Annotated in this window: 10 protein-coding genes; 8 read left to right on the forward strand and 2 right to left on the reverse strand. The window is 66.4% G+C overall.

The annotated features are described in order from the left end of the window. The first annotated feature begins 370 nt into the window (after positions 1-370). The 7 genes from N4S67_RS20985 (at position 371) to N4S67_RS21015 (ending at position 7,291) form a co-directional block, all read left to right on the forward strand. Positions 371-1,480, forward strand: coding sequence for a glycosyltransferase (locus tag N4S67_RS20985; RefSeq protein WP_260994952.1), 1,110 nt, complete (start codon positions 371-373; stop codon positions 1,478-1,480). Further along, positions 1,470-2,435 (forward strand): GDP-mannose 4,6-dehydratase, encoded by a 966-nt coding sequence (locus tag N4S67_RS20990; protein ID WP_260994953.1) that lies wholly within the window; start codon positions 1,470-1,472, stop codon positions 2,433-2,435. Before N4S67_RS20985 ends, N4S67_RS20990 begins: the two co-directional genes overlap by 11 nt. Then, positions 2,432-3,109: an acyltransferase gene (locus N4S67_RS20995; protein WP_260994954.1), complete on the forward strand. Its 678-nt coding sequence runs from the start codon at positions 2,432-2,434 to the stop codon at positions 3,107-3,109. Before N4S67_RS20990 ends, N4S67_RS20995 begins: the two co-directional genes overlap by 4 nt. Beyond that, positions 3,106-4,233: a glycosyltransferase family 1 protein gene (locus N4S67_RS21000; RefSeq protein ID WP_260994955.1), complete on the forward strand. Its 1,128-nt coding sequence runs from the start codon at positions 3,106-3,108 to the stop codon at positions 4,231-4,233. Before N4S67_RS20995 ends, N4S67_RS21000 begins: the two co-directional genes overlap by 4 nt. 66 nt (positions 4,234-4,299) lie before the next feature. After that, a complete protein-coding gene (locus tag N4S67_RS21005; RefSeq protein ID WP_260994956.1) occupies positions 4,300-4,968 on the forward strand; it encodes an acyltransferase in 669 nt (222 codons plus the stop codon). 8 nt (positions 4,969-4,976) lie between these two features. Further along, complete coding sequence (locus N4S67_RS21010; protein WP_260994957.1) at positions 4,977-6,107, forward strand: glycosyltransferase; 1,131 nt, start codon at positions 4,977-4,979, stop codon at positions 6,105-6,107. Beyond that, the gene (locus N4S67_RS21015) at positions 6,104-7,291 is read left to right on the forward strand and encodes a hypothetical protein (RefSeq protein ID WP_260994958.1); all 1,188 of its coding nucleotides are present in this window, start codon (positions 6,104-6,106) and stop codon (positions 7,289-7,291) included. Before N4S67_RS21010 ends, N4S67_RS21015 begins: the two co-directional genes overlap by 4 nt. Here N4S67_RS21015 and N4S67_RS21020 read toward each other — a convergent pair. Further along, complete coding sequence (locus tag N4S67_RS21020) at positions 7,284-8,696, reverse strand: endo-1,4-beta-xylanase (RefSeq protein WP_260994959.1); 1,413 nt, start codon at positions 8,694-8,696, stop codon at positions 7,284-7,286. The two genes, N4S67_RS21015 and N4S67_RS21020, sit on opposite strands and share 8 nt — an antisense overlap. A gap of 178 nt (positions 8,697-8,874) precedes the next feature. Continuing rightward, positions 8,875-10,287: an O-antigen ligase family protein gene (locus N4S67_RS21025; protein ID WP_260994960.1), complete on the reverse strand. Its 1,413-nt coding sequence runs from the start codon at positions 10,285-10,287 to the stop codon at positions 8,875-8,877. Positions 10,288-10,384: 97 nt separating this feature from the next. Between N4S67_RS21025 and N4S67_RS21030 the strand changes: the two genes are divergently transcribed. After that, entirely contained in the window at positions 10,385-11,938 is a 1,554-nt protein-coding gene (locus N4S67_RS21030; RefSeq protein ID WP_260994961.1) for a polysaccharide biosynthesis tyrosine autokinase, read from the forward strand. The last annotated feature ends 2 nt before the right edge of the window (positions 11,939-11,940 follow it).

Below are 11,940 nucleotides of genomic sequence, written 5' to 3' on the forward strand. Positions count from 1 at the left end.
CACTATACCCGCTCCGGGCGCATCCCTGCTTAACAAGAGTTCGACGGCCGGGACGCACCGGATGAAAGATCGACAACCGACCGAACCGCATATCGAAACAACCTGGTCCACGGCGTAGCGACGGTGATTTTGATGTCGGCCTGCGGTGTCCGTCCGGCACGCCGGGCGAACAGATTGTCAGCACGGGTTTCCGCGGCGAGTATCGTGGGGCAGCAGTTTCGCTCGTGGCCGGAACCGATTAGCGGTTGAATTGGTTCCGCCAGGACCGGATCCAGCTTTCAGCCATTTACCGACAATGACCAATACGGCGTTCGCAAGGGGTTTTCGCGTGCAAGGGACTCGCAAATACGACGGGACCGACGGTCCCAAGGTGGCGATTGCCCATGATTACCTGACGCAGCTCGGCGGCGCGGAAAAGATCGTGCTGTCGATGAGCAAGGCGTTTCCCGAAGCGCCGATCTACACCATGCTCTACGAGCCGTCGACCACCTATCCGGAGTTTGCTGACCGGGATATCAGGGTGTCCGGACTGAACAAGATTCCGCTGGCGCGCAAGCACCACCGGGCCGCGCTGCCGATCTTTCCGCTGGTGGCCCGTTCGGTTTTCGTCGACGCCGACATCGTGCTGACGAGCACCAGCGGCTGGGCACACGGCTTCCGCACCCGCGGGCGCAAATTGATCTACTGCTATTCGCCCGCCCGGTGGCTGTATCTGTCCGACAAGTACCTGGGCGACGACTCGAACATCCTCAAGCGGGCGGGGCTGCGGCTGACCGCGCCCTATCTCAAGGCGTGGGACCGCCGGATGGCACATGCGTCGGACAAGTATTTGGCCATCTCCACGCTGATCCAGGGCCGCATCAAAGAGACCTACGGCATCGACGCCGACGTACTGTTCGCCCCGGTGGCCATGTCGCAGACCTACGACACCGAGCCGGTTCCCGGCATGGATTCCGGCTCCGAAGGCGGCCCCGGCGATTTCTACCTGGTCGTGTCGCGGCTGCTTCCGTACAAGAACGTCGACGTGATCGTGCGCGCATTCGCGGGCGCCGACCGGCAGCTCGTGGTCGTCGGCAGGGGTCCCGACGGCGACCGGCTGCGGGCAATGAAGACGGACAACGTGCGCATGGTGTCGGACCTGACCGACGGCCAGATGGCGTGGCTCTACAAGAACTGCCGGGCGCTGATCGCCGCCAGCTTCGAGGACTACGGGCTCACCCCGATCGAGGCGGGCGTGTGGGGGCGCCCCAGCGTCGCGCTGCGGTTCGGCGGTTTCCTCGACACCATCGATGAAGGTGTCACCGGCATGTACTTCGACGAGCCGGAGCCACACGCCATCGCCGCGGCGCTGGACCGGTTCGAGGCGTCGACCTTCGACGCCGACAAGATCCGTCGCCATGTGGAACAGTTCACCGAGGAACGCTTCTCCGAAAAGCTGTACGCGGCCGTCGACGATTTGGCAGCCCTAGATGTCAGGTGACGGCGGCACGGCGCTGGTCACCGGTGTGACGGGCCAGGACGGTCGTTACCTGGCCGAGCTGCTGGTCGATCGGGATTATCAGGTGCACGGCGTGCCCTCGCCGCGGGCCGGCGCGGTGCCCGCGGGCGTCACACCCCACACCACTGATCTGCTGGATTCCGACGCCGTCGCTGCACTCGTGCAGAAGGTGCAGCCCGATCTGGTCTTTCACCTCGCCGCCGTGTCCTCGGTCGCCGCATCCTGGGCGGACCCGACATCGACCGCGCGGGTCAACGCCTTGTCCACGGCGACCCTGCTGGACAGCTGCCTACGTGTGCAGGACGGCTCTGGGCGCAAGATCACCGTAGTCAACGCCTCGACCTGTGAGATCTTCGCCGGAGCCGGCGACTCGCCGCAGACCGAGGCAACCCCGGTGCAGCCGATCTCACCCTACGGCGCGGCAAAAGCCATGGGCCACATGATGTGTCAGGTTTACCGGGCCAAGGGTCTCGAGGCCACGAACGCAATCCTGTACAACCACGAGTCGCCGCGGCGACCGGAACGTTTCGTCACTCGCAAGATCACCAAGGCCGTCGCCGCGATCGCCGCGGGCCGCCAAGATCGCCTCGTACTCGGCGATCTGAGCATCAAGCGCGATTGGGGGTGGGCGCCCGACTACGTCGAGGCGATGTACCGAATGGCGTTGCACGGCAAGGGTGACGACTTCGTCGTCGCCACCGGCGCGGCGCACTCGATCGCCGAATTCGTCGAGGCCGCGTTCGCCATCGCGGGAGTTTCGCAGTGGCGACAATATGTCGAAAGCGACGATGCGTTGCTGCGGCCCGCGGACCGGACGGTTATGGTCGGCGACGCCGCGAAGGCATCGGCACTGCTCGACTGGCGGCCGTCACTGACATTCGCCGATATCGTTGAGGCCATGGTTGTTTCGGACCTAGAACAGGAGCGAATTTCGTGAGTCGAGAGCCGGCCGTCACGGATCCGGACGTCGTCGCTGCCAAGGTCGCGGCCGCGCCGACGCTGAAACTGCCGCCACCGCCGACATACGATCTGCTGCCCGACGGCAGGGTCGCCAACTACCGGATGCAGAGCATGGGGCTGTTCCGCAAGGCCCGCAACCGGGTCGGGCAACTGCTCTACAACATGTTCGTCACCCACATCCCGTCGCACCACGTCCGCCTCGCGTACCTGCGACTGTTCGGCGCCACCATCGGCAAGGGTGCGGCGGTCAACCGCGGCACGACGGTTTTGGACATCGAGTTCCTCACCATCGGCAACAACACGACCGTGGGCGGGCGCTGCATGCTCGACGCTAGAGCCGGACTGTGGTTGGGCGACAACGTTATTCTGGCCAGCGACGTGCAGATGCTCGGAGGCGGTCACGATATCAACCACCCTGATTTCCTGCCCGTTCCCAATCCCACGGTGGTCGAGGACTACGTGTGGATCGCCAGTCGGGCGATGACCCTGCCGTGCCACATCGGCCGCGGCGCCGTCGTGGCCGCGCAGGCCGTGGTGATCAAGGACGTCGGCGAACTCGAGGTGGTCGGCGGCAATCCGGCGAAGGTGATCGCCAAACGCAGCCCCGGCGCTCTGCAGTACAGCGGCAGGTTCCGCGCGCCGTTCTGGTGAGCATCGTCGATCTCAAGAAATACCGGCTGGTTTTCGTCGGTCCCGCCGACGGTCAAACCGCGGTGGGCGACTACTCCGAGGACCTGCTGCACCATCTGCAGCCCTACTTCGGCGAGATCGTCCAGCGGCGCACGCTGGGCCCAGGCGGCGAAACCGCCCGCAGTGTCTGGCAGCACCGCAAGGCGGTCGCCGAGCATGTCGCCGTGGGTCCGCCCGGGCGCGTGCTGGTGCATGCCGAGCTGGCCGCCGGCGGCATCGCGCCGTTCTGGTCCACGGTGGGGCTGGGCAAAGTGCCCGTCACCGCGACGGTGCATGATCCACCCCAGGGCATCTGGTGGCCGGCCCGAACGAAGTACCTTGCCGGGCACCGGTTGTTGATGCACGGACTGCACTACCCGCTGCGGCCGGTCTCACGGGCGATCGAGGGCGCGGCCAACGGTCGGCGAACGATCTTCGCGCTCAGCGAGATTGGCCGGCTGTCCATCGAGATGACGTTCCCGAAGACCAAGACCGTCTACATCCCGTACCTGGTGCGCGAGCGCCCCGTGATCAAGCCGGCACACTTGCGGCCCAAGGCGATCGGCTTCTTCGGATTCGTCTACCGCGGCAAGGGATTCGAGCAGATCGCACGCATCAGGAAAGAGCTCCCCGACGATATTCTGATCAGGGTCGCGGGCCGCGGTACCGAGATGCTGCCGCAGGCCGACGGGGTGGAGATCGTCGGCCCGGTGGACGGCGCGCAGGAGGATGCGTTCTTCGAATCGGTGCGCGCGATCGTGATCCCCTACGGGAAGCGGCATTTCTACGCCGACACATATCCCGCGTCGTCGGTGGCCGCGCACGCCTTCGCCTACCGCACCCCGATCGTGTGCACGGGCTACGGCTCGCTTGCCGAATTCGACGAGCAGACCGGGGCCGTGGTGGTGCCGATGTTCGGCGCAGATCCCCGCGCGCTGCCCGCCGGCTTCTCGGCCGAGATCACCGCGCTGGTCAACGACGACGCGCGGGTGGCGCAGCTCGGCGAGAACGCCGATCGCACGCGCCAGGAACGGTCGGCGGCACGGACCGCCGCGGCATACGCCGCCGTGTGGTCGAACATGCTGGCAAATCCTGCGGACCCCTGAGGCGGTGCTCGTACCTAGAACTTCGACGCTATTGTTAGTCGGCCGCAACGAACAGGAGCATCCTCGGTGACTGTAGAACCCGACACCGCTGACCCGCAGGACGTGGCTCGCAAGCTCGCCGCTGCGCCTACGTTGAAGATCCCACCGCCGCCGGAATGGGTGTTCGGGCCGGACGGCCATGTGGTGGACATCCTCCAGGAGGGGATGGGGTTCAAGCGCAAGCTGCGCAACTATCTGGGCGAACTGGGCTACAACATGATCGTCACCCATATTCCGGTGCAGGCGGCGCGCCAGGGTTATCTGCGGCTGCTCGGCGCGCACATCGGCCGCAACTGTGTCATCAGCCGGGGCACCAAAGTGCTCAGCATCGAGTTCTTGACGTTGGGCAACAACACGACCGTCGGGAGCCGGTGTCTGCTCGACGCGCGCGGCGGGCTGTGGATCGGCGACCATGTCACCATCGAAAGGGATGTGCATCTGCTCGGCGGTGGCCACGACATCAACCATCCGGACTTCCTGCCGGTGCCGATCCCTACCGTCGTCGAGGATTACGTATACATCGGCAACCGGGCCATGACGCTGCCCAGCCTCGTCCACCGCGGCGCCGTCGTGGCCGCCCACTCGCTGGTCATCCGCGACGTCGACGAGTTGGCGGTGGTGTGCGGAAATCCAGCCAAGCCATACGCCAAGCGCAACCCGGACGCGGTCCCGCCGCGCGCGGACAGCGGTACATAGCGACTCCGATGTCCGACTCTCTGAAGGATTTTCGGCTGGTCTTCGTCGGCCCGGCCGAAGGGCAGACCGCCGTGGGCGACTACTCCGAGTACTTCGCGCGCGCGGTACGGCCCTACTTCGGCGAGGTGGTCGAAGTACGCACGGGCGGACCCGGGGTCGACGGGGTGCGCGACATCGGCAGACACCGCAAGGCCGTGGCCGCAGCCGTCGAACAGGCACCACCGGGGCGCGTGCTGGTGCACGCCGAACTGGCCGCGGGCGGGGTGTCGGCGTTCTGGGCCACCGCCGGACTGGCCGGAGTTCCGGTCACGGCGACCATCCACGATCCGCCGCAGGGTATCTGGTGGCCCGCCCGCACCCGCTTCGTCGCCCACCACCGTCTGCTGATGCACGGCCTGCACTACCCGCTGCGACCCGTGTCGCGGGTGCTCGAGGGAGCGGTCAACGGGCATCGAATGCTGTTCGCGCTGAGCAAGATCGGGTCGCGCTCGATCACCATCACCTACCCCGGCGCCAACGTCGTCTACGTACCACACCTGGTCAAGCCCAGGCCGGACATCCTGCCCGCGCAGTCCCGGCCGAGGGCCATCGGCTTCTTCGGGCACGTCTACCGCGGCAAGGGTTTCGAGCTGATCGCCGCCATCCGCAAGCTGCTGCCACCCGACATGACGGTACGCGTGGCGGGCCGCGGCACCGAACACCTGCCCAGCGCGGACGGCGTCGAGATCGTCGGTCCGGTCGAGGGCCGCGACGAGGACGCGTTCTTCGAGTCGGTGCGCGCGATCGTCATTCCGTACAACAAGAGGCACTGGTACGCCGAGACCTATCCCGCCTCGGGTGCGGTGGCCAACGCGATGGCCTACCGAACTCCCGTGGTGTGCACCGCTTATGGTTCGTTGGCCGAACTCGACGAGGCCAGTGGAGCCGTCGTGGTGCGCGCCGACACCGACCGGCCCGGGGCGGCCGCGCGCGACCTGTCCGCCGCGATCGTAGAACTGGTCGACGACCAAGCGCGGCTCACCCGCATCGGCGACAACGCCGAACGGTGCCGGCACGCCCGCTCCGACGTCAGCACGGCGCAAGCCTTCGCGGCCGCGTGGACGAAATTGCTGGCGGGCACGGTCGAAGCGTCGACATGACGGACGCGGTGCCGCGCAACCTCGGGAACGTCGCCAAAACCCTTGTGTCGATGTTCTGGATCTACGGGACCCGGGGACTCGGCCTGCTGTGGGCCACGGCCCTGATCGGGCACGTCGGCATCAGCGACTACGGCCTCTACGGCATGGCCGTCGCGCTCAACGCGATCGTCGGGCCGTCACTGGACAATCCGTTCTCGGTGCGGGCGATCCGCGAGTCCGAAGATCGGTTTCTCGCGGAACGGACGGCGCGTTTTCTGCTCGGGGTGACGCTGATCACGGCGGGCCTGCTGCTGCTCACGGTCAGCTACGTGGCCGGGTTCGGGATCATCGTCGCCGGCGGCGAGATCACTCTGAACGTGCTCAAGAGCCGCGTCGCCCGCGACGGTCATCCGCATCTGTTCTGGCGGATGGACACGGCCAGGCAGGCCACCGGAGTCGGCATCGGCACGGCGTACCTGTTCCTCGCGCCGGATCCGTCGCTGACCACCGCCAGCCTGCTCTACTGCACCCCCTACGTGGTCATCGTCGCGCTCGCGGCCAGGGCCGTGCGCGGACATCGACCCGGGCTGCCGGGCAACCCGCGACTCATGGCGGCCCTGACGGGCGAACTACTGGGCACCGCACTGTATCTGCAGGGCGACGTGCTGCTGCTCGGCGTGCTCACCAACACCACCACCGTCGGCTACTACACCCTGACGTGGGTGGTGTGCGCCGCGGTCGCGGCACTGGGCCAGTCCTTCGGCATGAGCTTTCACGAGAAGCTGCGCAACGCCGACGGCGACGTCTCCGCGGGACCGCGACTGCGACTGACCCTGCTTCTGGCTGCCGCGGGCGGCACCCTGGTGCTCACCGTCGGGCTGGTGATGTTCTTCTGGCCGACGGCAAGGGAACTGGCGGTCGCGATGATGATCATGTCGATCTTCGCCGCGCTGCGCGTCGTCGTGTCGGTGTTCCAGGTCGTCCTCACCACGCAACGGCGCGACCTGTTCCGGCTCACGGCGGCGTTCGCCCTGGTTCCGGTGAAGTTCGGTCTGGTCGCCGCGCTGTCGTTCGCCGGTGCCGTCGGTGCGGCGATCTCGACGTCGGTCACCGACGCGCTGCTGCTCATCTGCTTCTCGATCGCGCTGTACCGGCCCAGGAAGCCGGCGCCCGGCGCCGCAGGACCGGCGCCTGAACTCAAGTGACGTAGACCTTGAAACCGATCCACGGCTGCCACGTGATGTAGCCGCGCTGGAAGTTCACCCGGTTCATTCCGTTGACGTAGGTCTCGTCGCTGGTCGCCAGCCCCAGCTCGGGCCGCCACGCCTGGGCGAAGCCGACGCTCGCCCAGTGCGCACCCGTCGCCTCCGACCACCAGACCCGGAAGTCGTTCGCGGCATCGAAGTCCTGCCAGCCGTTGGCGAAAGGCGTCGTCGGAATCCCCTTGCGGGCCAACGCGACCGCCGCGACAGGCCGGGGCGACGACTTCATCCCCGACGGCGTCTCGAACAGGGTGTTGACGGTACGCACCTGGGCCCAGACCGTCGGCATGGCCCGGAAGACGGGGCTGAGTACCGTGCCGTGCGCTGAGTCGGTCACCGCGGCGAAGCGTCCGAACTCCGGCGACTTGGCCGGGCCGGCGGGAATGGCGAACTGCAGGGCCTGCTGCGCGGGCTTGGACGTCCAGTTCGTGCGCAACAACCCGAACGTGTCCTGGTCGGTCGTGCTTCCGGACTTGCGATCCCGGGTGGTGTACAGATACAGCGGCCCGGTGTAAGGCAGCTCCTGCCACTTGGTCCACATCTCTTTGAGGAAAGCGGTCTGGCCGGCCTCGTCGACGACGGAGGTGGGCTGCCCGTACTCCGTCGCCCAGATCTTCTTGGCGGAGTCGCCGTTGGCCACCATGATCTGACGCATGTCCATCAGCTGCTGCGCCGGCGAATTGACAACGGGGACACCGTCGGAGAACTTCAGGTGGTAGTGGTAGGGGTGGAACGACAGCGCATCCATGAAGTCTCCCGCGCCCGCGTCGTACATGCCCTGGACGAACCGCACCGGGTTCATGGTGAAGTTGCCCCAGTCGACCACCGAGCCGACCACGCCGCCGATGACCGTGGCACTGGAGTCGACGGCCTTGATCCGTGGGTACGCCTCCCGTAGCAGCTGGGTGTAGCCGGCGGGATCGGGTGTCGGAGTGTAGAACTGGGCCGAGTTCGGCTCGTTCCAGATCTCGTAGGCGGAGATCTTGCCCTTGTATCGGGTCGCGACTTTGGCGGCGAACTCCCCGTATACGGCCGGCGAGGCGGGCCTGCCGCTGATGGGCATGCCGCCGGACCCCACCGCCCATGCCGGAGTCGAATTGATGAAGCCCAGGATCGACATGCCGCGCGCGGCGGCCGCATTCACCGTCTTGTCGACCATGGCCCAATTGAGTTGTCCCTTGAGCGGTTCGACGCCGGCCCAGGGGATCATCAGGCGAACCGTCTTGACGTTCGTGTTGCCCATCGCCTGCAACGTCCTGTCGACGTCGGCGGCAGACATTCCGTAGATGTCGGCATCGGCGATGCCGATCGTCGTCGGAAGGGGATTGATGTTTGCGCTCTGCTCCACGATGACTTTTCGCGGCGATTCCGAAGGAAGCACCAGCGCAATTCCTGCCGCGCAGGCAATTCCGCTGACGAGAGCGACAATTATTGTGGTGAAACGGCGAAACCTCGAACTGCGTACGGCGCGCACGAGTGACCTCCGGTTGGCCAAATATTCGCGTGTGATTACGCGAAATGCGCACTCAGTTTGCCGCAGCGACAGCCTTTTCCCGGGCATCGGACGTCACGTGTCGCATGCCATCATTTTTGGCGCGATCCATATAGACGAGGAACGCCAAGAAAATCGCGAATTTGAGCACCGACGGCGGGCTTCCGCCGACGGGATGGTCAAGCTGAAGGGCGACAAGGCAAAAGCCGATGAATATTCCGCCGTAGAGCGCGAACGGGAACGAGTCGGAGCGGATGGCGCGATACGCGTACACGCAGCCGACGATCATCACCGCAAGGAAGGCGAGGCCGGCGAAAATGCCGCCGCGATAAACGGTTAGCAGCGGCGCATTGGAGACGTGGTTGAGAAGGAATGCGTAGTTGCCGTCCGTGAACTCCGGGCGATCCCAGCCCAGTCCGAACAACCAGTGCCCCGACATCTGGTGGGGGAAGTCGCGAAGGGACGCCACGCGGTCGTTGGCCCCGCGGTCGTCGCTGGCGAACGCGCTCAGGAAGCGGGTCCGAATCGACGGCGTGAGGAACCCGACGACGACCAGGGCGGCAAGCCCGCCCAAGCCCAGCATCCGGTCGCGGGTGCGCATCCGGTGGAAGATCAGCACCAGAATGACACCGACGACCGCGCTGAAGATGCTGGCGCGGCTGAGAGTGAGCAGCAAGGCGACGCCGATGATCGCGGTGATGCACACGCGCCGCCAGCCCGCGAAGAGGATGAGAGCCACCGCCAGGGCCACGACCAACGCGATGCCCTCGCCGTTGGGGTCCACCGACGTGCCGCCGAGACGGATCAGTTGCGTCGCGCCGCCTTGCGAATACGCGAATCGCGGTGAGGTCAGTTCGGCGGCGTACCCGAAGATCCGTAGGTAGCGGAACGCGGTCTGGGCCGGGTCGAACGCGACCATGTACAAGCCGAAAAGTGCGTTCAGCACCGAACCGTAGACGAAGATCCGCCCGAACTTGGCGAGGTGCTCGTTCGACAGCTGGATCAGCGCCACGGCGACGAGCGTGACGATGCCCCACCGCACGATCATGATCGCGCTGATCAGCGTGTGGCTGGTGACCAGCACCGACGCCACCGACGTCAGCAGCAGCGCCCAGACCGCCATCTCGATCGGATGCGTGGGTCGCGCCAGCCGAGGGTGCACATAGATGGCGACCAGCGCGCCGAACGCCAGCGGCAGGTAGAGCGGCAGGTTGACGCCGGGAAACTGGCCGAAGGGCAAGGCACCGACGACGAACGCCAGGAACCAGAACAGCCAGAGCGGATGCCGTAGACCGATATAGACGGCGACAGCGACACCGATCAGCCCGACCACCCCGAGCATCGCGAGCTGGCCGAACGACAACGCGACCCACGCGATCGCGGGAACCACGACGAGGATCGCCAGGGACACCATCAAAGTGCGGATCATCTCGCCGCGGGTGTTCACGATGGTTATGTTCTCAGCTTCGCCAGCTAAGCTCAAACCCGCCGGGCGACCGTGTCGACTCGGGCCACATGGTTCTCGGCCGCTAACCTGTCATTCGTTGCAAACCGACTCACAAGGGGAGACGACTTTGGAGATCAGGGAATACCTGCGCATATTCGCCAGGTACTGGTGGGTCATCGTGGTCCTCACCGTCGTCGGTAGCGCGATCGGCTACGCGACATGGCAGTTCCAGACGCGCGAATACGAGTCCACGGCGACACTTTTCGTGGCGACGCAGAATGGCTCGACGGCAACCGAGGCGTACCAGAACAACTTGTTCTCGGTCGACCGCGCCAATTCTTACGCCTCACTGGCCACCAGCGAACAGGTCGCCGCGCGTGCCGTCGACCAATTGAAGGCACCCATATCCGCCGATGAATTGCGGGAGAAGATCACCGCAGTCGCGGCGCCGAAGACGGTGCTTTTCACGGTGACTGTCACCGATCCTGACCCCGTTCAGGCGCAGACGTATGCCAATGCGGTCGCGGGCCAGTTGGTCAATCTGGTCAGCGAGTTGGAGACCTCGCGGCGCGGCGGTTCCCCGGCCGCAGGCGCGGTCGTCGTCGACGAGGCCGGCTATCCGACGGCGCCCGCCGGCTTCGGCTGGCCGTTGCGCGTGGCACTAGGCGCGCTTGCCGGTCTGGTGCTCGGGATTCTCGCCGCGATCCTGACCGGTGTCATCGACAAGCGACTGCGGGGCCGTGATTCGGTCGAGAACGCCGTCGGCACGACGGTGATCGCGGGTTTGCCGGCCGACCGTGCGCGCGCCAAGGCGGCCGTGGTCGATCTGGACGCCGACAGCGCGTACGCCGACCGGATCCGCGAACTGCGCACCAATTTGCGATTCGTCTCCACAGCAAAGAACCAGCGGCCACCCGAGGTGATTGCCGTGACCAGTCCCTCGCGCGGCGACGGACGCACCACGGTTGCCATCGACCTGGCCGCGGCGTTGGCCGAGACAGGCAAGTCGGTGGTCCTCGTCGACGGCGATCTGCGCAACCCGACACTGGCCGAACGGCTGCCGCTGAGCGGTCCGATGCGCGATTCGGCCAACGCGCGGGGACTGTCCACGGCCCTGTCCGGTGAGCACGGCGCGCGCGACGGGCTGCTCGGTCAGGTTCCCGTCGGAGAGCAGACGATCGCCGTCCTGCCTGCCGGGCCGCGCCCGCCGCGGCCCAGCGCGCTGTGGGCCACCGATCGTGCCGGACGCCTACTCGAGGAGCTGACACAGGGATTCGACTACGTCGTCATCGACACCCCGCCGCTCGACGACTACTCCGACGCCGCCGTCATCGGTGCACTGTCGGACGGGGCGCTGCTGTTGGCCCGAATCCGGGGCACCACCAGTACCGCACTGCGCCGGGCGCTGCAGCGGCTTCGCGGGGCGACGGTTTCCATCCTGGGCACCGTGGCGACGTTCGAGAACCGGATGGGTCAGTCGTCGGGCCAGGGCCGCACCGGGGGGCGGGATGCCTCGCCGGGGTCGGCATCCGAAGGGAACGGCCGCGGTCGCGGGAACAGTGACGACGACACGTCGGTCATCTCCGAAGGCGGACTGGTCGGCAGCGCAGGACCTCACCAGCCCTTGCGATCCCGGCACGGGACCACCTGAGC

Source organism: Mycobacterium deserti (genome assembly GCF_025345615.1).
Lineage (GTDB): Bacteria > Actinomycetota > Actinomycetes > Mycobacteriales > Mycobacteriaceae > Mycobacterium > Mycobacterium deserti.

What these genes read in the sequence shown, in the direction of transcription:
- N4S67_RS20990 (WP_260994953.1), top strand. Translation starts at nt 1,470, where the DNA reads ATGTCAGGTGACGGCGGCACGGCGCTGGTCACCGGTGTGACGGGCCAG.
- N4S67_RS21015 (WP_260994958.1), top strand. Translation starts at nt 6,104, where the DNA reads ATGACGGACGCGGTGCCGCGCAACCTCGGGAACGTCGCCAAAACCCTT.
- N4S67_RS21010 (WP_260994957.1), top strand. Translation starts at nt 4,977, where the DNA reads ATGTCCGACTCTCTGAAGGATTTTCGGCTGGTCTTCGTCGGCCCGGCC.